This is a genomic window from Peribacillus simplex (assembly GCF_001542915.1).
In the GTDB taxonomy this organism is placed as follows: Bacteria; Bacillota; Bacilli; order Bacillales; family DSM-1321; genus Peribacillus; species Peribacillus simplex_B.
Genome location: NZ_LNNH01000046.1, coordinates 1 through 23,216 on the forward strand (window position 1 = coordinate 1; position 23,216 = coordinate 23,216).

At 42.4% G+C, this 23,216-nt stretch carries 25 protein-coding genes and 1 riboswitch; of the genes, 8 read left to right on the top strand and 17 right to left on the bottom strand.

Annotated features, from left to right (window positions below; all coding sequences use genetic code 11):
- Both AS888_RS26940 and AS888_RS19775 read right to left on the bottom strand, forming a co-directional pair.
- Positions 1–177 (bottom strand): transposase (locus tag AS888_RS26940; RefSeq protein ID WP_464684233.1); only part of this gene is annotated, 177 nt, incomplete at its 3' end.
- 318 nt (positions 178–495) lie between these two features.
- Positions 496–1,071 carry a YdhK family protein gene (locus AS888_RS19775; RefSeq protein WP_061143851.1) on the bottom strand — a complete coding sequence of 192 codons (576 nt, stop codon included), beginning with the start codon at positions 1,069–1,071 and terminating at the stop codon, positions 496–498.
- Positions 1,072–1,547: 476 nt separating this feature from the next.
- Here AS888_RS19775 and AS888_RS19780 point away from each other — a divergent pair, with 476 nt between their 5' ends.
- The gene (locus tag AS888_RS19780) at positions 1,548–2,081 is read left to right on the top strand and encodes a hypothetical protein (protein ID WP_061143852.1); all 534 of its coding nucleotides are present in this window, start codon (positions 1,548–1,550) and stop codon (positions 2,079–2,081) included.
- A 728-nt stretch (positions 2,082–2,809) separates the two neighbouring features.
- On the opposite strand, the gene AS888_RS19785 is transcribed toward AS888_RS19780, so the two are convergent.
- The 3 genes from AS888_RS19785 to AS888_RS19795 all read right to left on the bottom strand — a co-directional run bounded on the left by AS888_RS19785 (position 2,810) and on the right by AS888_RS19795 (position 5,552).
- Positions 2,810–3,436 carry a hypothetical protein gene (locus AS888_RS19785; protein ID WP_061143853.1) on the bottom strand — a complete coding sequence of 209 codons (627 nt, stop codon included), beginning with the start codon at positions 3,434–3,436 and terminating at the stop codon, positions 2,810–2,812.
- Between the two features lie 214 nt (positions 3,437–3,650).
- Positions 3,651–4,418, bottom strand: a complete 768-nt coding sequence (locus AS888_RS19790) for an arylamine N-acetyltransferase family protein (RefSeq protein ID WP_061143854.1) — start codon at positions 4,416–4,418, stop codon at positions 3,651–3,653.
- A 153-nt stretch (positions 4,419–4,571) separates the two neighbouring features.
- Positions 4,572–5,552, bottom strand: coding sequence for an NAD(P)H-quinone oxidoreductase (locus AS888_RS19795; protein ID WP_061143855.1), 981 nt, complete (start codon positions 5,550–5,552; stop codon positions 4,572–4,574).
- Positions 5,553–5,835: 283 nt separating this feature from the next.
- Here AS888_RS19795 and AS888_RS19800 point away from each other — a divergent pair, with 283 nt between their 5' ends.
- The 3 genes from AS888_RS19800 (at position 5,836) to AS888_RS19810 (ending at position 7,598) form a co-directional block, all read left to right on the top strand.
- Positions 5,836–6,354 (top strand): DUF2243 domain-containing protein, encoded by a 519-nt coding sequence (locus AS888_RS19800; RefSeq protein WP_061143856.1) that lies wholly within the window; start codon positions 5,836–5,838, stop codon positions 6,352–6,354.
- Positions 6,344–7,126: a cytochrome c oxidase assembly protein gene (locus AS888_RS19805; RefSeq protein WP_061143857.1), complete on the top strand. Its 783-nt coding sequence runs from the start codon at positions 6,344–6,346 to the stop codon at positions 7,124–7,126. The genes AS888_RS19800 and AS888_RS19805 overlap by 11 nt, the downstream gene beginning before the upstream one ends.
- Before the next feature lie 106 nt (positions 7,127–7,232).
- A complete protein-coding gene (locus tag AS888_RS19810; protein ID WP_061143858.1) occupies positions 7,233–7,598 on the top strand; it encodes a carboxymuconolactone decarboxylase family protein in 366 nt (121 codons plus the stop codon).
- Positions 7,599–7,652: 54 nt separating this feature from the next.
- Here the strand turns inward: AS888_RS19810 and AS888_RS26520 are convergent, their stop codons facing one another.
- The 5 genes from AS888_RS26520 to AS888_RS19835 all read right to left on the bottom strand — a co-directional run bounded on the left by AS888_RS26520 (position 7,653) and on the right by AS888_RS19835 (position 12,168).
- On the bottom strand, positions 7,653–7,847 hold the full coding sequence (locus AS888_RS26520) for a hypothetical protein (protein ID WP_061143859.1): 195 nt from the start codon (positions 7,845–7,847) through the stop codon (positions 7,653–7,655).
- Entirely contained in the window at positions 7,844–9,625 is a 1,782-nt protein-coding gene (gene thiC / locus AS888_RS19820; protein WP_061143860.1) for a phosphomethylpyrimidine synthase ThiC, read from the bottom strand. The genes AS888_RS26520 and thiC overlap by 4 nt, the downstream gene beginning before the upstream one ends.
- A gap of 136 nt (positions 9,626–9,761) precedes the next feature.
- Positions 9,762–9,877: riboswitch (TPP riboswitch) on the bottom strand.
- Positions 9,878–9,992: 115 nt separating this feature from the next.
- Positions 9,993–10,781, bottom strand: a complete 789-nt coding sequence (locus AS888_RS19825; RefSeq protein WP_061143861.1) for an HAD family hydrolase — start codon at positions 10,779–10,781, stop codon at positions 9,993–9,995.
- Positions 10,782–10,926: 145 nt separating this feature from the next.
- Positions 10,927–11,460, bottom strand: coding sequence for a histidine phosphatase family protein (locus tag AS888_RS19830; RefSeq protein WP_061143862.1), 534 nt, complete (start codon positions 11,458–11,460; stop codon positions 10,927–10,929).
- A gap of 249 nt (positions 11,461–11,709) precedes the next feature.
- Entirely contained in the window at positions 11,710–12,168 is a 459-nt protein-coding gene (locus AS888_RS19835) for a hypothetical protein (protein ID WP_061143863.1), read from the bottom strand.
- 87 nt (positions 12,169–12,255) lie between these two features.
- Between AS888_RS19835 and AS888_RS25965 the strand changes: the two genes are divergently transcribed.
- The gene (locus AS888_RS25965; RefSeq protein WP_155645563.1) at positions 12,256–12,477 is read left to right on the top strand and encodes a hypothetical protein; all 222 of its coding nucleotides are present in this window, start codon (positions 12,256–12,258) and stop codon (positions 12,475–12,477) included.
- A 104-nt stretch (positions 12,478–12,581) separates the two neighbouring features.
- On the opposite strand, the gene AS888_RS19840 is transcribed toward AS888_RS25965, so the two are convergent.
- The 4 genes from AS888_RS19840 to AS888_RS19855 form a co-directional block, all read right to left on the bottom strand.
- On the bottom strand, positions 12,582–13,034 hold the full coding sequence (locus AS888_RS19840; protein WP_061143864.1) for a nucleoside deaminase: 453 nt from the start codon (positions 13,032–13,034) through the stop codon (positions 12,582–12,584).
- 212 nt (positions 13,035–13,246) lie between these two features.
- Positions 13,247–14,209, bottom strand: a complete 963-nt coding sequence (locus tag AS888_RS19845) for a DUF4822 domain-containing protein (RefSeq protein WP_061143865.1) — start codon at positions 14,207–14,209, stop codon at positions 13,247–13,249.
- A 437-nt stretch (positions 14,210–14,646) separates the two neighbouring features.
- Positions 14,647–15,786, bottom strand: coding sequence for a zinc-dependent alcohol dehydrogenase (locus AS888_RS19850; RefSeq protein WP_061143866.1), 1,140 nt, complete (start codon positions 15,784–15,786; stop codon positions 14,647–14,649).
- 135 nt (positions 15,787–15,921) lie between these two features.
- Positions 15,922–16,848, bottom strand: a complete 927-nt coding sequence (locus tag AS888_RS19855; RefSeq protein WP_061143867.1) for a glycerophosphodiester phosphodiesterase — start codon at positions 16,846–16,848, stop codon at positions 15,922–15,924.
- A gap of 228 nt (positions 16,849–17,076) precedes the next feature.
- On the opposite strand from AS888_RS19855, the gene AS888_RS19860 reads away from it, so the two are divergent.
- Positions 17,077–18,303 (top strand): ATP-binding protein, encoded by a 1,227-nt coding sequence (locus AS888_RS19860; RefSeq protein ID WP_061143868.1) that lies wholly within the window; start codon positions 17,077–17,079, stop codon positions 18,301–18,303.
- A gap of 45 nt (positions 18,304–18,348) precedes the next feature.
- On the opposite strand, the gene AS888_RS19865 is transcribed toward AS888_RS19860, so the two are convergent.
- Positions 18,349–19,179 carry an ABC transporter permease gene (locus tag AS888_RS19865; protein WP_061143869.1) on the bottom strand — a complete coding sequence of 277 codons (831 nt, stop codon included), beginning with the start codon at positions 19,177–19,179 and terminating at the stop codon, positions 18,349–18,351.
- Positions 19,180–19,208: 29 nt separating this feature from the next.
- A complete protein-coding gene (locus AS888_RS19870) occupies positions 19,209–19,976 on the bottom strand; it encodes an ABC transporter ATP-binding protein (protein ID WP_061143870.1) in 768 nt (255 codons plus the stop codon).
- A 375-nt stretch (positions 19,977–20,351) separates the two neighbouring features.
- On the opposite strand from AS888_RS19870, the gene AS888_RS19875 reads away from it, so the two are divergent.
- Positions 20,352–21,344 carry an ABC transporter substrate-binding protein gene (locus AS888_RS19875; RefSeq protein WP_061143871.1) on the top strand — a complete coding sequence of 331 codons (993 nt, stop codon included), beginning with the start codon at positions 20,352–20,354 and terminating at the stop codon, positions 21,342–21,344.
- A 26-nt stretch (positions 21,345–21,370) separates the two neighbouring features.
- Entirely contained in the window at positions 21,371–22,264 is an 894-nt protein-coding gene (locus tag AS888_RS19880; protein WP_061143872.1) for a TauD/TfdA dioxygenase family protein, read from the top strand.
- Between the two features lie 349 nt (positions 22,265–22,613).
- On the opposite strand, the gene clpP is transcribed toward AS888_RS19880, so the two are convergent.
- Positions 22,614–23,198 (bottom strand): ATP-dependent Clp endopeptidase proteolytic subunit ClpP, encoded by a 585-nt coding sequence (gene clpP / locus AS888_RS19885; protein WP_061143873.1) that lies wholly within the window; start codon positions 23,196–23,198, stop codon positions 22,614–22,616.
- Positions 23,199–23,216: the final 18 nt, after the last annotated feature.

Consider the following 23,216-nt stretch of genomic DNA (forward strand, 5'->3'; position numbering starts at 1 on the left):
AACTGGATCAATACTTGGGCGTCCTACCTCTGAGTACATATCTTTCACCAAGTCATAAATGAAAGTGAAGTCAATGGCAGCCTCCATTTTACGAACCAAAAGGTTCGGTGGCACCAGTTGATCTAAAGTAATCATTTCAAGTTGATCTCGCTGAATAGAATCATGTTTAGAAAGCATCCTCATCACCTCAAGTTTTAATCCTTCAATTTTAAAACAAAAATGACTCCAGTCAAAAGTGTTCTATCTAAAAGGTAAGACAAAGTTGATTGGAGCGGGTGTTCGAGACTCCTGCGGGAAAAGCGCGTCTAGGGGAGACCCCGCAGGCAAAGCCGAGGAGGCTCCCCGACCGCCCGCGGAAAGCGAGTGCCTGGAGTGGAAATCAACGTCTAAATTGTACAGGCCATAAAAATAGACAAACTCGATTTTCATCGAGTTTGTCTACAGTCTGAGAGGAATGGCTTAAAGCCACTCCTCTTCTATATGAGCCGATGTATATCACTCAGCAGCCGATAACTCACTTTCCGTTACCCACTGATGGTTCTTCACTGTCTCTCCTCCCGAAGTCGGTGTGAAATCAACCATGTACACTGTCGTATTTTCTGCCGTTTCGATATGAGCGACCGCGCCATCCATCCCTTTCATATGAGAAGCCTTGATTATAACCTCCGCTCCCGGTTCATACGTTTCCTCGCCTGCACCTTCAATCTCTTCTTGAATGATCCATTTATGATTTTTGACCTTTTCCCCACCGGTTGTAGGTGTATACGATACAGCGTAAGCCGTCGTATCATAAGCGCCCACTATCGTTGCTTTTGCACCCTTCATGCTTTCCATATGACCGGTTTTGATAATCACTTGACTGCCAATTTCAAAAGTAGGATTTTCTTCAGCTTTTAATCCTTCAGGAACATCCCCTGATCCAGAATGGTCCATGTCCATTTCGCTATGGTCCACCTCTTCTTTATGTTCCTTTCCTTTATTTTCACTGTTATTGGAACAAGCACCAAGGACTAAGAGCAGAGCTGCCAATATCGATAAAACAATCGGCATTTTTGTTTTTGCATTCAGCATGATAAAACCTCCTTAAGTATTTACATGACATCGTACCAATTAAATATGCAGAAATTATGGAGCGCACGCGTGATGAGAAAATGAAGCCAAACATCTTGTTATACTTCCTAGTTTTCCCCTTATATGAATTTGTCCAGACATATTTCTCATGAAATCCAGATAAATGAAGACGAATTTCCCTTTTTCACAATGGAAAAAATCGTCTCGCTGTTTAAACGTCAATCTTGCTGATTTTTGCTAACATTGTAATAGAATTCTCTCTTTCTCTTCAGCCACGCTATTATTCACTCAGAACAGGAGGACAGGGATCATATTAAGACCTTGTGTGAGTGGATTATGCAAACGCAATTTGATAAGGCTATGGGCTCTAAAATATCATTTTGCGCTTGCTCTAGACGTATGCAACTTATGATAATCTAAGATTATCCAGATTAACTAATTAAACCAGTACCTAATATTAAGAAAGTAGGAGGAATATGAGTAAAAAACGCATTGCTTTAAGTATCAGCATTTTATTGATAGGAGGTTTAGTTTTTACTTATTTTTCAGCATATTCAGAGAAATTGACAACATCTACAAACCTTTCCAACGAGTCCATTGGAGGTGTGAAAATCCACGAAAATATAAATAATAGTCGTTTTATGACACAGTATGACAAACGATTAAGTAAAGAAGATAATGACTTATATGATTATTATCATTGGAAAGGCGGATTAGAAACTGCTTCTATTAATTCTGGTAAAGATAAAGGTTCAATAATGCGGTTAATCATAACTGGTACGGATAAAAAAACATTTGATAATCCTCTCCACACCGCAAAAGGAATTAAATTAGGTGATACAAAAGAAAAAGTTCTTTCTTTATATGGAAACAAATATTACAAAAGTAATGAGCAAGGAGCCGATATTATCGGATATATTGACCACAAACAAGAGATAACTTTAGAGTTTTGGTGTATCAATAGTGGTAAAGTTGCTGAAATTCGGTTAGATGATTCAAGTGTTAACTAAAAGCAATGCCATTGCTGCATGTAAAGATTGTTAAGATACAAGATACAGGGGATTCTGTCTCATTTTGATTTTCTACCTAAATTTGGTACTTACTGTCATACTTATTAACGGGAAAATAAACAACACTAATCTTTAACAGAGCCCAAATATTAGAAACAATGTTCGAATCCAAATCCGGGGATCCCCATTCTTCCGGATAGAATGGGTGCAAGAAAAAAAGGACTGAACTCAGTCCTTCCAGTGTGTAGACAAAAGGGGTTCGAATGTTCGCCTGAATTTTAAGATACGTGCCCCCTGTATGCGGCCGCGCGGAATGAATAGGGTAACTGTTTTGTTCGTTCATCTTTCACATAGTAGCCACTCTCACAATCTGTCGTACTTTCTTTTATTTCTTTGACTTCGTTCTTATCCAATATATCCGGTGGAAAAGGCTTCTATCTACGAATTAAAACAAAGTTGATTGGAGCGAGTGTTCGAGACTCGTGCGGGAAAAGCGTGTCTAGGGGAAACACCGTAGGCGCAAAGCGCCGAAGAGGCTTCCCGACCGCCCGGGAAAGCGAGTGCCTGGAATGGAAATCAACGGCCACATTGTACAACTCATAAAAATAAACAAACTCGATTTTCATCGAGTTTGTCTAAAGTCTGAAAGGACTAAACTCAGTCCTTCTTGCTTGACAGTGGTCGTAATGGTTCCTTTCGTCAGGTCCATATAATTTTTTCCGGGTCCACTATTCCGAGGCTTGCGATTGCTCGATCTTTTTTGTGATATGCGCAAGATTCATGGACGAACGCTGTTTATAATCCCTGCCGATCGACTTGAATAACCCCTTCGCTATGCCCACCAATAAAATACTGATATGCTCGTTTGCTATCACCGATTTATATGGTAGCCTTGAATCAGCTTGGGCCCCTCCAATTTTATCTGCCATTTCTTTAATGAAGTCGATGACGGTCACTTCATGAAGTTTTCCTTCCATGCTCGTTTTAAAGATGACTTGATTTCTCCAGGATACTAGGTCGATTCTCTGTTTCGAATAGTCGAAGAGTTCTTCAGGAACTTCTGCAAGACCCGTTTTGCTGATTTGAATGCCGCCCTTCACAGGATACAATTTAGGATGAGGATTGATTTTCTTTATTAAGGATTGATCTATCGTGACTTTTTCCCTTTTTATTCGCGTATGCCTCGTTTCACCTAGCATTAGTTTTAGCTGGACGGCGATTACATGAGTGAATTCTTCCAATTCAAAGAGTTCAACCAGCATTACGCTATATTCCAATATCGAGATTGCTTCATCGAATTTTCGTTTCATGCCTGCATTCGATCTGGAGAATACCAACCTATTGTTTCTTTCCATGAACGCTCCCCCTATCTTTCGTACCATCTATCTCTATAACGCTTTCATTGCCGCTAGCTCTTCTGTTTCTTCATTCATCTAGTAGATGGGACAAAGCTGAGGTTCCTCTAATTTAATTCTCATCTAATTTTTTCGATTGAATATTCATCCACTAAAGGACCGGCAAGTATCCTCGACAGTCTTTTAATCAGCGTGGATCGGGACTCCATTGCTACTATCTATCAAAGTGTTGTTTCAGCAGCTCTTTGAATCGTTTGCCATCTATGTCTTCTCTCGTCACTTTTCCATCAGCCCATTGTGTAAAGGATGTATCCGTTAAAGTGATGTTCCCGCTGTTTGTCAGACAGGTAATCAATGGATGCTTGTTAAAAGGTGATTGGGGATCTTCCTTGATGATCGTTTGAACCTCATTGAGTTCGGCTACATTTTCTACCGGCTTGGAGGAATCGAAAGCATACCCTATTTTCCAATCAGGATCTTTATATTTCAGCTTCAGCTCAAGAATATGATTTCCATGTTCGGTTTTTTCCTGTTTTACCCTAAATTCGCCGTTTTGGGAAATGACGGTTTCCCCAGTCAATGGAACTGGTTTTAGCGGCAGATTGCCTCCAAATCCCGTATCGACTAAATACGTTTGGCCGTCATGCTTCAAAAGTATGGCGACATGAGTCCTTCCGATTGTCATCCATCCTTGATTGTAGATGACGCCCCGGACCAAGGATACTTCGAAGCCATTTTCCATCAAGAAGAAATAAAGGGCTGCATTCAGTTCATAGCAAACTCCCCCTTCGTTTCTTACAAGGACTTTATTAATGATATTCTCTTTGTTGATGTCATGAAGATTGGAGGTGATGATAGATAAGTTTTCGAAAGGAATCGTTTTTCCTGTCTTTTCAAGAATATCATCCAATCCTTCAAACGCCAGTTTCTTCTCTCCCTTGATGCCTATTCGTTTCCTGAATAATGCATTCAGATCACTCATGCCGATTCCTCCCTTAAGTCAGCAACGCTCAAGCGTTTATGCTTCATAAATATTTATTAGCTTCGCCATCATTTCATTCAAGGAAACTTCCTTCATATATCAGTGATTATATCAGATTCCCATGAGTGAAGGCCTCCGCCATCCTTGCAGGAATCATTCATTTATCTTCAACATGATTTTACCTACGTTCTTATTCGCCTCCATATGTTCATGGGCCCTTTGAATATCTGCAAAAGGGAAGACGCGATCCACGATTGGCCTGATTTCATTTTCTAGGAACAACGGCATCACACTTGAAACGAACTCCTCCGTCAACTCTTTTTTATACGCATCACTTCGGGGAGTCAATAAAGTGCCTTTTATTTGCACCCTTTTTAAAAGAAGTTCCATAAGGTTCACTTTTTCCACAACAGTTCCGCCAAGGATGCCGATCAATACCCAGCGTCCATCGGTATTGATGCCCTTAAGATTTTTCTCCCAGTAAGAAGCACCGATGAAATCGAGAATAACATCCGCTCCTAGATTATTGGTGGCCCTCAGCACTTCCTCATCGAAAGCTTGTTCTTTATAATTAATGCATATGTCTGCTCCCAGTGAGCGGCAGAAATCCAATTTTTCCTTTGACCCTGCAGTGGTGATGATTGTTGCTTTTGTCAATTTCTTAGCCAGTTGGATGGCTGCCGTGCCGACACCGCTTCCGCCTGCATGAATCAATACGGTATCTGCATCGGTTAATCCGCCTAACCAAAATAAAGTTTGGTAAGCGGTCAAGAATACTTCGGGAATAGCTGCCGCCTCTTCAAATGACAGGTTATCCGGTATTTTCATTGCCCTGTCTGCCGGCATCACAGCATATTCTGCATAACCGCCGCCATTCACAAGCCCCATTACCCTCGTCCCTAACTCTATGTTTGCCCCCGCACCTTTTTCCACTACTTCTCCAGATACCTCAATCCCTAATATTGGGTTGGCCATGTATCCCGATTTACCTTCCCGTGAAACGATATCGGTCCTATTGATTGCAGATGCCTTCACCTTTATTAAAATTTCTCCGTTTTCGACCTTAGGCTTTGAAAAATCTTGAAACTGCAACTGCTCTGGGCCACCCGGTTTTTTTACCACTACAGCTTTCATGCATCCCACTCCCTTATGATTAAAATGGCTTTTCTTCTTTAAAATGGTTTGTCTTGAAGATGGAAACTATGCTACTCCAAAATATATCCACACGCAAATGATTCGGTCCGGTCCTACCAGATTCAAGCCATGAAGATGCCGTTCTATACGTCTCCATAAATAATGAAGCATAAAAGGTCCCTTTACCCTGTCTATTCCTTACAAAACAGGGTAAAGTAAAAGAACCATATTAAGGAAATCGATACACAATAAAGAAATTTAATTAACAGAGGAGGATAACCATATGGAATTCAAACCGAGGAATCAAAAGGATCATTCCATTGCCGAAATACGCTATACTTACTCGGCCCGCAATTTATGGTCCGGCATTCTTTTTGGCATCGGGCTGATTGCCTTCATCGATGAGGCCATCTTCCATCAACTATTACATTGGCATCACTTCTATGACAAATCCACGTCCAGTATTGGGTTGGTCTCGGACGGCTTGTTTCATGCCCTCAGTTGGTTCGCAACAGTAGGGTCTTTGTTCATGTTTGCCGATCTTCGTCGCCGAAAAGGTTTATGGCTGAAAAGGTGGGCCGGGGGCGTATTGCTTGGGGCAGGCTTCTTTCAATTGTATGACGGCATCGTCCAGCACAAGCTCATGCGTCTCCATCAGATTCGTTACAATGTCGATATTCGCCCTTATGACTTGATTTGGAACATCGCAGCGTCTGCAATGATTTTGTTCGGCCTTGTCTTGATCATCCGGACACGGCGCAGCTTACTTAATGTGAAAGCGGACAACCATCATGCACAGTGACGGACATCTTCATGATGGCGGCGCTTGGTTTGAACCGATGCTGTGGGGATCATTCGCACTAGTTATCTTGATATATATAGGAGCTGCCTTATATTCAGGCCGCCGATATAAAAAATGGCCATTATCGCGCACGTTGTTTTGGATTCTTGGCGTCATGAGTGCAGCCTCTGCAATAGTCGGCCCCATAGCCGCTCGGGCACATATGGACTTTACGGCACACATGGTCGGCCATTTATTGCTTGGAATGCTTGCACCCATTCTCTTGGTACTCGCCGCCCCCATTACACTTGCTCTTAGAACGTTGGATGTGCAATCGGCCCGCCGCCTATCTAGATTGTTGAAAAGCTGGCCATTGCGGATTATAAGCCATCCCATCTCTGCGTCCATTCTCAATATTGGCGGGCTATGGATCCTCTATACGACTGGCCTGTATGGGGCGATGCAGCACAATATCACGCTGCACGCATTGGTGCATTTCCATGTATTCGCAGCGGGCTATTTATTCACTGCCTCCATGATTTACATCGATCCGGCGCCGCACCCGCTCACCTTCAAGTTCCGGATGATCGTGTTTGCCCTTTCATTGGCCGGACATGATATCCTTTCTAAATACATATATGCCCATCCACCTAGCGGAGTCATGAAGGAACAGGCAGAGAGTGGCGGAATGTTAATGTACTATGCAGGTGATGCCGTTGACCTTGTGCTTATCTGCATCCTTTGCTGCCAATGGTTCAAAGCCGCCCGTCCGAAGGAATCAATTGCCATTTAGCGACAAAAAGATCAATAATAAACTCCGATGTTTCTTGATTAATCAGGCTCCATTTGGCTCATACTAATTTTTGATGAATTAAACTTAGGATGGAGCTGAATGGAAAATGGAATTTGAAGCAAAGAATTCTACTGAAAATGCTCTTCATGATTATAAGGCTGGAATTGGTGCCTTTACGGAGAAAATGCCCGACCTTGCCGAGAAATTCAATTCCTTTACGGAAGAGTGCTTTAAAGAAGGTCAATTGACCAAAAAGGAAAAACAGCTTATCGCATTGGGAATCAGTTTGTACTCACAAGACGAATACTGCATCATCTATCATACTAAAGGGTGCCTGGATCAAGGCTGTTCGGAACAGGAAATCCTTGAAGCCGTTGGTGTTACAGCGGCATTCGGCGGAGGTGCGACCATGAGTCAGGCAGTGACCCTCGTCCAGGAGTGCATCCAGGAAATCAATCAGATGAAACAATAATAAAGATAGGGATAGGACTGGTCCTATCCCTTTTCCTTTCCCAATGAATAATCTCTACCAATGCAGACTTTCGATTAAGTGACATTTTATGCATTTTTGTATATAGTCTTTTTTTTCAAATTCATGCGTGCAATTTTCCCGAAGCATGTTCAGCTCTTTCTTCAGTTGCTCCAATTTTGCTTCCAGTACTTTCATTTCACCTTTTATTTGGATGACCCGATTCAGCGAATTCTGCCTCTCACCAATCATTGATAGATGGTTCCATCCGTTTTCCTGAACTCATTCGCTTTTTCTTTTAGTCCTTCGCCAATTACGGTTTCAAAACCGAGCCCCTTTTCTTTCGCTAAATCACGTATGTCCTGAGAAATTCTCATACTGCAGAATTTAGGGCCGCACATGGAGCAGAAGTGTGCCGTTTTGGCACCTTCAGCCGGCAGAGTTTCATCATGGTATTCGACAGCTCTTTCGGGATCGAGGGAAAGGTTGAATTGATCTCTCCACCGAAATTCGAACCTAGCCTTGGAGAGGGCATCGTCACGTTTTCGTGCATGCGGATGGCCCTTTGCAAGATCAGCTGCGTGGGCGGCAATTTTGTAAGTAATGACACCGACTCGAACATCTTCCTTGTTCGGAAGGCCCAGATGCTCTTTAGGTGTTACGTAACAGAGCATGGCCGTTCCAAACCAGCCAATCATCGCAGCACCAATCGCCGATGTAATGTGATCGTAGCCAGGAGCTATGTCTGTTGTCAAAGGCCCTAAAGTATAGAAAGGGGCTTCTTGACACACTTCCAGCTGCTTATCCATGTTTTCCTTGATCAAATGCATCGGCACATGTCCAGGACCTTCCACCATGACTTGAACATCATGCTTCCAAGCGATCTTCGTCAATTCCCCCAATGTTTCCAATTCTGCAAATTGTGCTTCATCGTTCGCATCTGCAATCGATCCGGGACGAAGCCCGTCTCCCAATGAGAATGAGATATCATATGCCTTCATAATTTTACAAATCTCTTCAAAATGAGTATAGAGAAAGCTTTCTTTGTGATGGGCCAGGCACCATCGAGCCATGATCGACCCGCCCCTGGATACGATCCCCGTAACCCGCTTTGCCGTTAGGGGGATATACCGCAAAAGCACACCAGCATGTATGGTGAAGTAATCGACTCCCTGCTCAGCCTGCTCGATTAACGTGTCCCGAAAGACCTCCCAATTTAAGTCTTCTGCAATTCCATTCACTTTTTCCAACGCTTGATAGATCGGGACCGTTCCAACTGGCACCGGCGAATTCCTGATGATCCATTCCCGTGTCGTATGGATATTCTTCCCTGTGGAAAGGTCCATGATGTTGTCTGCTCCCCACATGGTAGCCCAAGTCATTTTCTCCACCTCGGCTTCAATCGATGAGCTGACGGCCGAGTTTCCAATATTGGCATTTATTTTCACGTGAAAATTACGTCCGATGATCATCGGCTCGCTTTCAGGGTGGTTAATATTTGCCGGAATGATCGCCCTTCCGCTCGCTACCTCTTCTCTCACGAACTCGGGGTCGACATTTTCCCTAATCGCGATGAACTCCATTTCAGGTGTAATGAGGCCTTTGCGTGCATAATGGAGCTGGGTAACATTTTCCCCCACCTTCGCCCTTAACGGATTCCGTTTCAATCCTGGAAAGATATCGGCATTGGATTGTGACCCTGTTTTTTTGTAACCATTATCCTCGGGTTTTATTTCCCGTCCATCATAGGCCTCGACGTCTTCACGCTCCAGGACCCAGCTGCGTCTGATCGGGTCGAGGCCTTTATGAATATCCACCGGATATGCCGTATCCGTATAGGGACCGCTCGTGTCATACACCCGTAAAGGCGGATTTCCCTCCTCACCGAAGGTCCCTGTAGTCGGACTTAGCGTAATTTCACGCATTGGTACTTTAATATCCGGTCTGGATCCCTCTACATACACTTTTTTACTTCCTGCAAAACTGGACATAATCGAAACGTTCAAATCGTTTACTGAATTACCCATCATGATTTCATTTCTCCTTTTTAATTGATTTAAAAAGGACAAAATCCAATTCATTTTTCGCACGAAAAAGCCAGATCTCCGATTCAAGACCTGGCTGACGTTAGTATGACTACAGAAATGACCCCATGTATCGTCATTGCTTAGTAGATTCTAACTTCCCCACGCTGGTATGAACCAGATCAGGTCCTGAGGGTTAAGAAGCTTTACGCGCTTCTCTCTCAGCCCAACGTTTATTGGACACCCCTAGTCTGAACAATATAATCGAACACAGGGTAACTATATCTCACCCGTTTCATTCTGTAAATCATTTTAAAGTCCTAATATTTCCATCATCCGCTCCCTGAATCATTAAGCAATCGAGATCAATTACTTAATCTTCCAGGCTCTCAAGAATAGGGAAGATCTCCTTCAAATGCTTGATTTCATAGGTTGGAACCACCTCAGTCCGTTCCTTATCCTCGCGATTTATCCAGACCGACTTTATACCCACTCTCGATGCCCCGAGGATATCCGTCATCAAATTATCGCCGACCATCAATACTTCATCTTTATCCAGCTCCATGATTTCCAAAGCATGCTCAAAAATGGACGCATCCGGTTTACCGCGGCCAAACGCTCCTGAGATGACGATTCGATCAAAATAAGGGACCAGTTCCGGTGTGATTTCAAGTTTGGTATTCTGCAGTTCTGGTGAACCATTCGTCAGCAAAAGTAATTTGTACTTCCCCTTCAATTCATCCAGAACTTGGAAGGACTCTTCGTAGATAAACGGTTTTTTACGCCTTTCCGCTGGAAAACGTTCTGCCAGTTCAAGGCCGAATTCAGGGTCATCGATACCTAATGACTTCAAGCCCCTCGTCCAAGCTTCACTGCGATAAGCCGGTACAATCTCCGCCATCTTCCGGAATTCCTCATGATCATCGTTAAAATTTCCCCACAGTCCTTCAAAAGGGTTGATTCCGATCATTTGTGTAAATGCATATGTATCGTAAGAAGAGTAAAGCTCACGCGCTTCCTTTCGCACCGCGTCCTCAAGCTCTCCGACATTTAAATCATATTTCTCCCTAGCCGCTTCGCATGTGGCAACAAAAGCCTCTTTCACACTTTTCTGATCCCATAGTAATGTATCATCCAAATCAAAAAAAACTGCCTTAATCAAAATATCCGACCTCTTTCCCCATTATGGAATTCGCTAAAATTACATTAGTACAATCATAAACTACAATCATGGGGAAATGAATAATTATTCGGAAAATGACAGTAACTTTCTGCTTTCCTGGCTGAGAAGCTTAAATGCTCATTCATCACCTTTCGAAAACATACAGCCTTCCATTGCTGGCAAGCTTGAATTTTGGACCTCCGAACCCCCGTCTTATCAACTCTTTCCTTAAAAAGACCATAAGTGCGGCATGACTCACGATCAAGACATCCCTTTCCCCCTTCGCAAAGATCTCGTCCAATGCTTTATTGATCCTCCGCTTTGCATTCTTTATTTCCGCTCTCGTCTGCTTGTTCATGACAGAGCAGCAGCGAATCCAGATGGCCCAAAGGATGAACGGCAGCTTCAACTCCCCTTTTAGGGGTGGGGAAGGTATTTCCCGCAGTTCTTCCATAAAATGAATCGTGCCAGGAAAAATATGTTCCGCTGTCTTGACCGCTCTCGGCATATCGCTGCAATAGCATTCCTCCCACTCCGCCTGACCTAATGAAGTCGATCCATAAATGATATCCGCAGCATCATAGTCGATGAACCACTGCTTCATGTCATCCGCCGACACGGATCTCCCCGTCGGGAACTCATGCGCCACCTTAAAATGCCTTACCAACCCAATTTTCATATGTACTCCTCTTCATCATGCAAATTCTTTTATTGATTGATTCAGTATGTATTTTATATAACCAAGACAAATGCATTGCCTCTATATTCGCTGTAAAGTGTCCCGCTATCATTTCTCGACTAAGCAAGACTGATGATATTGCCGTGGACTTCTCTGCTTTACTACCCTTTCCGTCACTTTATCTAACAAAGGAGAAAATTTATCAAGAGAAGGAAAAAAGAGAAAGCATTTGCCTTCTCCATTGATCTATCAACCTATGAATTGAAGCTCGGTGATCGTACATCTTTTCCTGAATTTATATTTTCCGCTTAAATCACTGAATTGATAATCATTTAGGGCTTTTCCGAGCTGTTCCTTAAGCTTATCCACTGTGATTGAGGCATCCACTATCTCATTCCAATTTTCCTTACCGATTATCTCATCGAATGGAATGACGGCCAGCACTTCATCATATATCTCGATGCTTTGATCAATGCCAAAGCTGCCATAGATGCTTCCATTTTCATCAGCAAAGATATGCTCCGATTCCAATTCTTCCACCAGCACTTCAAGATACCCCTGTGACTTAACGGGCTTGATGGAAATCTCTGCCTCCGCCTTTACAGGTCCCAATCTCTTATCGACGATTTCCATCGTCAATTGAACGTGAATGGAAGGATACACTTGTTCAATCCCCTCACAAAGTTCCGCTGCCGAATTATATACCATCTAAAACACCCTCCTATTGTCACTAACATTATATAATACTTCTTTTCCTTACCAAAAACATTTATTTAAGCTCATTTGAAACCCTTTGTGCAACCTACCAAAAGCACATCCAGAGTTTTTCTTGCTGCTAATTCGCCGGCCATCTACGGTTGCTCACTAGGCCGTATCCGCTTTTTTACGCCAGCATTCACTACACACGGATATGCGGTCGGCGGTCGGCAGTATGTCGGACATGAGCTGGAGCGCCTCATCTTCTGGTTCATGAAACTATGGGATGACAAACGGCATGAAGTTCCGAATATGCTCTAAGTAAATAAAAAAAGTCCAAATTCCCAGGACTTAAATGGAGGAATTGGACTTTTATCGTTACTATGGATTTTTTTCCCGAATTAATAACCTACAGTCTCCAAAGACTACGATCGCTGCTTCCAAAGCTTCATTGGATTGTTTTGCCCTTCAGTTAATGGCATTTGTATCATCGAAAGTGAGCGTTCTGCTTTAGTCTTTTGCAAATCCTCATATATACTCTTAGATTTCCCTAAACCCACTTCTTCTGCATCCTCGACTGAAGCACAATAAAAAACCTTCTTGATTCCGGCAAAGTACATTGCCGTTAGACACATCGGACAAGGCTCCCCACTTGCATACATGGTATAACCGGATAGATCATTCGTTTGAAATTCCTCTTGGGCGCGCCGGATGGCAAGTAATTCCGCATGCCCGCTAATATCATAAGTTTTATGCAGCTCATTGACGCCTTCAGCTACAAGCTGGTTATGATTCACAAGTACTGCACCAAAAGGTTGACCACCCTCACGAACATTTCCTATCGCTAGTTCTACTGCTCGTTCCATGAATTTATCCATTTCAAAACCTCCATCAATGTTTTAATTAAGGCTGTTTCCGCAGCTATTCACCCATGCGAAAACAGCCTTGATCAAAAGATCGTTAAAGTAATTATAGGGCATTGTCCATGACATTGCTTAATTTGAATATGGTTCACTTTCCTTTTTTCTTGCATGAAAACAAAAAGGGAACGGAGAAACCATTCCCTTTTTGACTAGCTGCTAGTCTTACTTCATTTAGTGAATTTTGGTTTAAGATCACCTTTATAAGGTTCATGTTCAACGAATATAGTTATGTCCTTGCCATCGTTGTCTTTACCCATTCTTTTATACGTGAATTTATTTTCATTCAATTCGGTAAGCTCAAGAGCGGCACCATATTTATTATTTCCAATTGAAACATGAGCTCTTATTTTATTTTCGTGTACAATAGCGAAGTAGCCATAATCACCGCGGCTTTCGCCTGTTTCACCATTGAAAAACTCATATTTATTATTCTTGTCATTAAACTTTGCCAAGCTTATAAAATTCGAATTGGCCTTGGTTACATCATTACCGTCTTCATCTACTACCTTTGTTCCGTGCCAAAGGGTACTACCTAAGATCTTATCTCCATCAACGTCTTTAACAATATCCCCTGTAGTAGCGTCCAACTTCTTGTCCGGATCAGTGAAAGAGAGCTCTTTTTCTTTATATGGAATATGTTCAACGAATACCTCTACATCGTTGCCATTAGCATCTTTTCCCATTCTTTTATAAGTAAAAACATCTTTATCTATTTTTTCCATGTCAACCACTGCTTGATAATTCATTGATTCTGAAATTAATATTCTCTTCTTCCCATCATTAGTGATGAAGAATGTTCCTTTATCGCCACGACTTTCTCCTGTCTTTGCATCGAAAAATTCATATCTCCCTGACTTCGCATCATATTTAGCAAGGCCAATGAAATTAGCATTTTCTTTTGTTAAATCATTATTATCTTTGTCATACACTTTTGTACCCTGCCAATTTGTTCTACTAAGGGTGTTAGCCATTTCCTGGCCTTTAGTTAACTTATCTTCCTTGTCAGTTTTCTTATCGGCTTGTTCTTGCTTCTGTTCATTATCATTTTCTTTGGTGTTAGTGTTGCAGCCCGTTAAGAATAATGTGAATCCAAGCGCTAATGATGTTATTGCTTTTGCTTTTTTGTTCATTTTCATTTCTCCTCATTTCTTGATTGTGGTGTATGTTAGAATGTCCTACTATCTAAACAGTAATTCATTACTGGGAAGCTTATAAAATCTGACTATCTTGCTCCGTTGCCAACAACATCCTCCTTGTGTTCTGCCGCTTGAATTGATTGGGAATTGAAACGCACAAGATGCATTCAAAGAACCTTGTTACCACTACTATCATGATAGTCCCCAGTTATAAACTGCCTCTAAATAAATTCTTAAAAAAAGATAAACTTATTCTTAAAAATTCTTTGTATGTCACAATCGGAACTTCTTAAAGATAAACTTTGCTTCCTGTTCCAGCGATTTCGCTCATCATTTTATTTATCTCTCTTTCATTTACGCCCCTATTGAAATTGTGGCGCCAACTAAAAAAATCCAATGCATTAGCTGCATTGGATTTTTATCATCTATCATTATGGCTTTAACACCACTTTAATGCATTCGTCTTCATGATCGTTAAAGATTTGATAAGCTTCTCCCGCTTTTTCGAGAGGGACTCGATGGGATATGATTTCAGTAGGATCAAATTCCCCAGTTGTTATTTTGTCAAAAAGCATGGGCATATAATGAATGACCGGTGCTTGTCCCATTTTAATGTTGATGTTCCGTTCAAATAAATCGCCTAATGGGAACATATTATATTTGGATCCGTACACCCCAGTCAGCTGGAGCGTGCCGAATTTGCGAACAGCTTTAATCGCAATCTCGATTGCACTTAGCGTCCCGCCCTGAAGCTTCAGCTTTTGCTCGATAGCCTCAATCGCCGATTTCTTGCCATCCATTCCGACACAATCTATCACGACATCCGCCCCGCCTGAAGTGATTTCCTTAATATAGCCGCCCATATCGTTATATTCGTCGAAATTATATATCTCAACCTTATTCATCTGCTTCGCCCTATTGAGCCTATAAGGAAGATTGTCGATGGCAATGACTCGCTTTGCGCCTTTCATCCAGGCGAATTTCTGTGCCATCAAGCCAATCGGGCCACAGCCAAGTATCGCTACCGTATCCCCTTTTTTCACGCCGGCATTCTCTACACTCCAATAGGCGGTCGGCAGCACATCGGACATGAACAGAAGCGCCTCATCTTCAAGCTCACAAGACTCCGGGATGACAAAAGGCATGAAATTCCCGAATGGGACCCTTAAATATTCCGCCTGCCCGCCGGGATAGTTTCCATAACGTTCTGTAAAACCAAAGTATCCCCCTGTATCCACCGCTTCGTTTGGATTGGAATTATCACATTGACTCTCCATATCATGCTCACAATAATAACAATGCCCGCATGAAATATTGAAAGGCAGGACAACTCTGTCCCCTTTTTTCACCTTCGTTACTTCGGGTCCGACTTCTTCAACGATGCCCATCGGCTCATGACCTATGACATAATCTTTATGCGTCGGCAAAGCCCCCTGATAGATATGGAGATCGGATCCGCAGATTGCCGTTGAAGTAACTCGTACGATGATATCTTCCTTCTGCTGAAGCTTCGGATCCTCAACTTGCTTCACCTGAATATCTTTTGCCCCTTGAAAAGTAACTGCCTTCATGATCAGCCTCCTAAAAATTCTTAATAATCCTGCTATACCCGCTTACAAAGATTGGCAAGCCTTGTTATCCTAATTTTCCCCAATAATCAGACAGGATAATCGTGACTCACCAATGAAATCCTTCATTGTGGCTTATTATTTCTCCTTGTTAAGTCTATGATTATGTTTATACTCTCTTAAGACCTCGTTAAACACATCCGGATAATTCGTAAATACCCCCGTTGCCCCCCAGTCCAGTGCTTTTTTCATATCAGTCCTTTCATTGACTGTATAGGGATGAAATTGGAGGCCATGATTTCTGACCATTTTCACATATGTTCCGTCCACCATATTGAAGTTTGGGCCGACTCCCATTGCATATCGCTTAATGGATTGCAATTCCTTTTCAGAAATGGCTGCTTGAGTCTTATAAGAAAAAAGTTGCACTAGAGGTAACTTTGGATTCAGATCATGAACTTTCAAAAGGCTTTCCTTGCTGAACGATTGGATCAGAACATTTTTGGTATGCCCCCTTGAATCCACCATTTTATAATCCTTCAAAACCTTCAGCAGTTCTTCTTCCATTCCTGGATATACTTCAGGGGACTTTGTTTCTATATAGTAATTGGCCTCCCTGCCGAATTTCTTAAAGACTTCTTCCAAGGTGGGAACGACTAACCCTTCATATTTCTTTTTTGCCAATTGTGGATTTTTGTCATTGAACCACGTACCGGCATCCAGTTTTTTGATTTCGGTCAGCGTTAAATCTTTCACAAGGCCAGTGCCATCCGTCGTGCGATCGACACTTTCATCATGCATCGCTATCAATCTTCCATCCTTTGTCATCTGGAGATCGATTTCTATGTAATCACCCTTCATCCTTTCTCCTAATTGATAGGCGGGAATCGTATGTTCAGGTGCGTAACCGGATGCCCCGCGATGTGCAATATTCACGATTTTGTCCTCATAAATAGGTGAATTCGAATGATTTTCATGTGCTGCCGAGGCACTCATAGAAACAGCCTGCAATATAAAGGCCGCACCTATCATGCTTACCCCTGCTTTCTTTATGCTCTTTTTCACTTTCCCTTTCTCCCCTCCATCTTTACCATCAGTTTAAAAGGGAAATGTGAAGCTGCAGCAGTTATCGTGTAAAGAAACCCTATAATAGGTAAAATGAATATAATGACCTACTGGGCATGAGGAGGGCGCAAATCAACATTTTATGGAAACTTTCAACATTAAGCGATTTACAAAAAACACGTATCAGCTTACTATTGAACAAACAGAACATTAATCTTAAGGGGAATTATGTTAAAAAACCATCAATATTACCAAAACAAACAACGATTGATCATGAGGGCATTTATGGGCATGATATCCTTTTTACTATTGGTAGGCATATCCGTATCACCAATCAGTTGGAAGGAAAATCCTTACGAAATGACTTTTCAGGTCATCCTCATATCTGGAATGATCATTTCTTTGCTATTTTTCATTAAAACAGAAGGCAACTTTTATAAAAGATTATTCATTTCCTTAATCACTGTTTATTTATATAGTAAATTCTGGGTATTTCCTGATACCGCAATCATGCTGGCATTATTTGCATTAGCGCCCTTGATTCCGATCTTTCTCTTCGATAAAATCGGTTTTTATATTGTCGCGACGTTAAATATCATATTAGGTCCTGCTTTCATCCTTATCATTTCGCATACAGATCTTCAAAACACTTATGAATATGTCTCCTTGGATAGCTTTGGAAACATATTGAATTTCATTGCCATCCAAATCATATTGGTATTTGTATTCATTGGAACCCATAATCGGATGGAATCGACAAATGCCTTCCAGAAGGAAATTCAGCAAGCCAAGCAATTGAGTTCGGTTGGTCAGCTTGCTGCGACCATTGCGCATGAGATCCGGAATCCCATTACAGTCGTGAAAGGGTTTGCCCAACTATTAGATCAAGAGAAAGAACTGAATGAAACGGAAAAATTTTATGTACAAACCATGCTTACTGAACTTGAATATACACAGGTAATCATCAATGACTATTTATCCTTGGCAAAGCCGCATACGGGTGATAAACAGGTCATTGGCTTAAATGATGAAATCCAGAAGGTTTCCGATTTATTGACCAGCTTTGCCAATAATCGCAATATAGGCTTCCGCCTTGATTTCCGCTGTAACCTACAATTGAATATGAATCCAATCGAGCTTAAACAAATACTCGTCAATATCATGAAAAACGGAATTGAATCAATGAACGATGCTGGTTTCATCAATGTCGAAACCGAGCAGGAGCGCCATATGGCCAAAATACGAATAACGGATACTGGCATCGGCCTTTCCAAAGATCAGCTCGAAGCTTTAGGAACTCCGTTTTATTCGCTGAAAGATAGGGGAACAGGCATCGGGTTGACCGTTTGTTATTCCATCGTTCAAAAATACAAAGGAAAAATCGTCGTCCAAAGCGAATTGAACAAAGGGACATCCTTCACGATTCATTTGCCTTTTTATAAAGAAACCAAATAAACATAAAATAAGGATGACCCCATTGCCGGTGGTCATCCTTTTCCTTTATGCTTTGAAGCTGTCTTGCCATTTGAGCAAATGATTTTCCAAAAAGCGAACAAATGAGTCTGAGATTTTACCAGCCAAGGCAAAAATGATGATGCCGACGAATACGATGTCCGTTTGCATGAAGGAACGGGCATCCTGGATCATGAATCCCACTCCCCTATCCGCTCCCAGCAATTCAGCGACCACCAAGCACATCCATGCGGAACTTAATGCTAAGCGAATCCCAAGCAATATATTGGGCAAGGCTGCTGGGATCATGAGCTTCGTTATTTGTTCCAAAGGGCTATACTCCAGGATTCGTGCCACATCATATAGCTTTTTATCCACATTCCGCAAACCCAAAAATGTTTGTAAATATAATGGGAAAAAAGCGCCTAATGCAATAAGCAGCACTTTGGATAGTTCACCAAATCCGAACCACATGATGAATAAAGGTGTTATCGCAAGTAAAGGAACCGTTCGTAACATTTGGATGCTTGGGTTTAAATATTCCTCGGATTTTTTTTGCATGCCTACGATGACACCGATCAACATCCCTAAAAAACCGCCTAATGCAAAGCCAAGAAGCGCCCGGGTTAAACTGATCTGCAAATGGCCGGCCATTTCCCCTGATCGGGCGAGATCCATGAAAGCCGTGACGATCAAGGATGGTGATGAGAATAATTGGGCCGGCAGGATTCCGGCTGAACCCAATGCCTGCCAGGCAATCAATACTATTAAGGGCAGGAAAAAACCACGCAATGCAGATTTGGCGATTTTTGATTGTTTTTTCCTTTCCCTCATGATAAGCTGCTTGTTTTGAGCAATGGTTTGTGAAGACATTTTCATCATCCTTTCCTTCTTTTTTCAAAAATCAATCAAATGCTCCAATCTTCCCTATCCTGAGGCTGATGGTCCAGCAGGTTTAGGATATGGGACCTCAATTCCTGAAAAGACTTGCTTGTCCTCGTTCTTGGATATGGTAAATCAATGGGAACGATTGCCTTGATCCTTCCGGGCTTGGCATCCATGACGACCACTTTATTCGATAAAAAAAGTGATTCATCAATATCGTGGGTGACGAGCACCATCGTTGTCTTGTTCCTTTCCCATATTTCAAGTAATGCTTCCTGAAGATGTGTTCGGGTGAATGCATCCAATGCACCGAAGGGCTCATCCAGCAACAAAACTTCAGGATTACGCAACAGTGCCCTGGCAATGGCCACACGCTGCGACATCCCGCCGGACAATTGACGCGGATATACCCTTTCAAATCCTTTAAGCTTAACAAGCGATATCAAATCGTCCACCCCTTTGCGAATATCCGGATTTTTCAATGAAAGATTACCTGATATATTCTTCTCCACGTTAAGCCACGGAAATAAGCGATGCTCCTGAAAAATGAAACCGCGGGCCTTGGACGGGCCACTAACCGGATGATCGCCCACAATTATCTTGCCATCAAAGTCCAAATCAAGGCCTGCAATCAATTTTAATAATGTGCTTTTCCCACAACCGCTAGGTCCGATGATGGTAACCAATTCACCATCATTGACAGTCAGATACAAATCTTTCAGAACGAGAATGCTTTCCTGATCATTCTTAAAGGTCTTGCTTACATGATTGATTTCTAACGTGGATACCAAATTACTCACCCCTTCTCGAATAAAAAAACTAGAGTTCCAGCAATGGGCATATCATGGCCCTTTGCTAAAATCTCTAGTTAACTAGTCGATTGCTTCAATATTTCATTTTATATTAACTTATCAATTATCGAGAATCAACAGTTAATGACGATTTATTTTATCGGATTAATTATAAAAATAATTGACAGATTATTCTAACAGCTGATAAGATGCACTCATACACAAAACCATATTCTTAAAAGGTCATCTGAATCCACTGGACTACTGGAGATTCAATGAAGAGTATCTCCATTCACTCTTCGTTGAATCTCTTTTTCGTCCTAATTCTGACTATTCTGATGAGGTAGGTGTAATGAACCTTAAGGGAGGGAATTCATGAGGAAATATCGTAACCATTTAACCGGATTGCTGCTTACGATCATCCTCAGTACTGCTGCATTGACAGGCTGTAATTCAGATGCCGGCAAAGCTTCCGGGGAGAGCGAGCCAGTTAAAGTCAGTATTGCCTTGAATGGCAAGATGGGGCCGCTGGTCATTGCAAAGGAAAAGGGATTGTTCGATGATGAATTTTCGAAACTGGGTGCAAAAATCTCGTGGAGTGAATTCCAGAGCGGGCCGCCACTTTTGGAATCGCTGGCCTCCAACCGGGTTGATTTGTCTTTTTTAGGAGATGGTGCACTAATAGCCGGTATTGATAAGAAGCTTCCATTCGAAGTGATTGCCCAAACCGGACAAGGCGGATCTTCTGTCCGAATCATCACTCAGACCGGCGGTAACATTAAGCAGGTTGAAGATTTAAAGGGGAAAACGGTCGGGGTTGCCTCCGGAACAACAGGTCATGTGTATTTAATCAAGGCCTTGAAGGCCCATGGATTAACGACGGATGATATCAAACTCATCAATTTACAGCCTGATGATGCCCAGTCTGCCTTCGAAACGAAACAGCTGGACGCATGGGCGACTTGGAACCCTTATTATCTTAATAATATTGAAAAAGGGAATGCTGTCGCATTGAATGTAAAAGGCAAAATACTGGCTCCTGGTGCAATCATCGCCCGTACTGGATTTGCCAAAGAGCATCCTGAAATTGTCGAGGCGTATTTAAGGATTTATAAAAAGGCGGCGGATTGGCAAATTGAACATCCAGATGAAGCATCTGAAATTTATGCCAAAGAAACTAAAATGCCTGCTGCCACAGTCAAGAAAATAATAACGGCCGAAGAGCCAAATATCTTCTTTACCAAAGATGCCATCAAGGCCCAGCAAGAATCGATCGATACGTTGGCCAGCGTGGGCTACATCAAGAAATCGTTTGATTTCCAGAAAGAGATCCACAACGAATACATTGAGGAAGCGTTTAACAAATAAAAAACAATTACGGGAGGAAATCGATTATGACGGATACTAAAACACAACAAATAAAAGTGGTGCCTGTAGCAGGTCGGATCGGTGCGGAAATTCATGGAGTGCAATTAAGTGGTGACTTGGATTTAAATATATTCAGCGAAATCAAGCAAGCGCTGAACGATCATAAAGTCGTTTTCTTCAAAAGACAAAATCATTTGGATGATGCCTCCCAAGAGGCATTTGCCAAGCTCCTCGGTGAGCCCTATGCCCATCCTACGGTACCGGTCAAAAACGATACGAACTATATATTCGAACTTGATTCCGCACAGGGTGCCAAAGCGAACCAGTGGCATACCGATGTCACTTTCGTCCCAGAAGTTCCCAAATACTCGATTTTAAGAGGTGTAACCATCCCGAAAGTTGGCGGAGATACAGTCTGGGCCAATACTAATAAGGCGTATGAAGACCTGCCGGATGGATTGAGACATTTAGCGGACGAACTATGGGCCATCCATACAAATGAATATGATTATGCCCAATTCAAGCAAGTCGAAAATACAACGGACGAGGTCAAAAAGAAATACCGGGAAATATTCGAATCCACCATTTATAAAACGCGGCATCCAGTCGTCCACGTGCACGCCGAAACTGGGAAAAGACATTTATTGCTAGGTGGCTTTGCCGGAAGAGTGGAAGGTTATACAACAAGTGAGTCTGAACGATTATTGAGTATCTTTGATTCATACGTAACCCGTCTGGAAAATACCGTGCGCTGGCAATGGAGTGAAGGTGACGTGGCCATTTGGGACAACCTAGCCACACAGCATTATGCCATCGCCGATTATGAAGACCAGCACCGTGTCGTCCGCCGTGTGACAGTAGGAAAAGAAATCCCGGTAAATAAGGAGAACGAATCCAGCAGACTGCTTAATAAGAAATAACGCCCCTAACTTCTGAGTACCTTACTTACTATAGAAAGCTTAACGTGCTTTTTCCTGCTTTCACACCGTTGGCACTCCCTTATCCAGAATTGTCCGGGTGAAAAAATCGTTCCGAAAGAAAGGCTCTTTAAGATTTTTGGTTTTACTGTTGATTGGCGCGAAGGTGCGAGCCACAGGTAAAGACCTCACAGAGGATAACCCCGAAGAGGCTCACACACCCTCTGAAAAGCTGAGCATCGGAGGGGAAATCGACCACACCTCCTTACTTGGTGATTAGCAACAAAGTATGCGAAAGCAAACTAAGGAAAAAGGGTTTCGGTATGAGCGCCCCGAAACCCTTTTTCCCAAATTAACGATCCTGAACGATTATTTCATCGATTATTCCGTAATCCCTCGCCTCATCAGCGCTTAAGAAGTAATCACGATCAGTATCCTTCGCCACCTTAGCGATAGGCTGACCCGTCCTTTCCGAAATGATTTGATTGATATGGTCCTTTAGCTTCAAGATCCTCCGGGCCGAAATTTCAATTTCCGTGGCTTGCCCCCTTGCCCCTCCAAGCGGCTGATGAAGCATGATTTCGCTATTCGGCAATGCACACCGCTTTCCCTTCGTACCTGCCAGCAAAAGCATGGCGCCGAATGAGGCAGCCATTCCCGTACATACAGTCCGGATATCAGGCTTTATATACTGCATCGTATCATATATGGCAAAACCGGCACTAGTCGATCCCCCCGGACTATTGATGAAAATGGTGATTTCTTTATCAGGTGCGTCAGCCGCCAAGAATAACAATTGAGCGACGACACTATTGGCTAAATGATCAGTGATTTCTTCGCCAATCATGATGATGCGATCTTTTAACAGCCGGGAATAAATATCGTACGAGCGTTCACCCTTGCCGGATTGCTCAATTACATAAGGAATGGTAGTCATATCTCTTCTTCCTCCTAA

Excerpts from the sequence above, each read along its gene's own strand:
- AS888_RS19840 (WP_061143864.1), bottom strand. The coding sequence starts at position 13,034 with ATGGATAAATTCATGGAACGAGCAGTAGAACTAGCGATAGGAAATGTT.
- AS888_RS19865 (WP_061143869.1), bottom strand. The coding sequence starts at position 19,179 with ATGAAAATGTCTTCACAAACCATTGCTCAAAACAAGCAGCTTATCATG.
- thiC (WP_061143860.1), bottom strand. The coding sequence starts at position 9,625 with ATGATGGGTAATTCAGTAAACGATTTGAACGTTTCGATTATGTCCAGT.
- AS888_RS19850 (WP_061143866.1), bottom strand. The coding sequence starts at position 15,786 with ATGAAGGCAGTTACTTTTCAAGGGGCAAAAGATATTCAGGTGAAGCAA.
- AS888_RS19800 (WP_061143856.1), top strand. The coding sequence starts at position 5,836 with ATGGAATTCAAACCGAGGAATCAAAAGGATCATTCCATTGCCGAAATA.
- AS888_RS19775 (WP_061143851.1), bottom strand. The coding sequence starts at position 1,071 with ATGCTGAATGCAAAAACAAAAATGCCGATTGTTTTATCGATATTGGCA.
- clpP (WP_061143873.1), bottom strand. The coding sequence starts at position 23,198 with ATGACTACCATTCCTTATGTAATTGAGCAATCCGGCAAGGGTGAACGC.
- AS888_RS26520 (WP_061143859.1), bottom strand. The coding sequence starts at position 7,847 with ATGATTGGTGAGAGGCAGAATTCGCTGAATCGGGTCATCCAAATAAAA.
- AS888_RS19780 (WP_061143852.1), top strand. The coding sequence starts at position 1,548 with ATGAGTAAAAAACGCATTGCTTTAAGTATCAGCATTTTATTGATAGGA.
- AS888_RS19860 (WP_061143868.1), top strand. The coding sequence starts at position 17,077 with ATGTTAAAAAACCATCAATATTACCAAAACAAACAACGATTGATCATG.
- AS888_RS19875 (WP_061143871.1), top strand. The coding sequence starts at position 20,352 with ATGAGGAAATATCGTAACCATTTAACCGGATTGCTGCTTACGATCATC.
- AS888_RS19795 (WP_061143855.1), bottom strand. The coding sequence starts at position 5,552 with ATGAAAGCTGTAGTGGTAAAAAAACCGGGTGGCCCAGAGCAGTTGCAG.
- AS888_RS19810 (WP_061143858.1), top strand. The coding sequence starts at position 7,233 with ATGGAATTTGAAGCAAAGAATTCTACTGAAAATGCTCTTCATGATTAT.
- AS888_RS19880 (WP_061143872.1), top strand. The coding sequence starts at position 21,371 with ATGACGGATACTAAAACACAACAAATAAAAGTGGTGCCTGTAGCAGGT.
- AS888_RS19790 (WP_061143854.1), bottom strand. The coding sequence starts at position 4,418 with ATGAGTGATCTGAATGCATTATTCAGGAAACGAATAGGCATCAAGGGA.
- AS888_RS19785 (WP_061143853.1), bottom strand. The coding sequence starts at position 3,436 with ATGGAAAGAAACAATAGGTTGGTATTCTCCAGATCGAATGCAGGCATG.
- AS888_RS19835 (WP_061143863.1), bottom strand. The coding sequence starts at position 12,168 with ATGGTATATAATTCGGCAGCGGAACTTTGTGAGGGGATTGAACAAGTG.
- AS888_RS19805 (WP_061143857.1), top strand. The coding sequence starts at position 6,344 with ATGCACAGTGACGGACATCTTCATGATGGCGGCGCTTGGTTTGAACCG.
- AS888_RS19830 (WP_061143862.1), bottom strand. The coding sequence starts at position 11,460 with ATGAAAATTGGGTTGGTAAGGCATTTTAAGGTGGCGCATGAGTTCCCG.
- AS888_RS19845 (WP_061143865.1), bottom strand. The coding sequence starts at position 14,209 with ATGAACAAAAAAGCAAAAGCAATAACATCATTAGCGCTTGGATTCACA.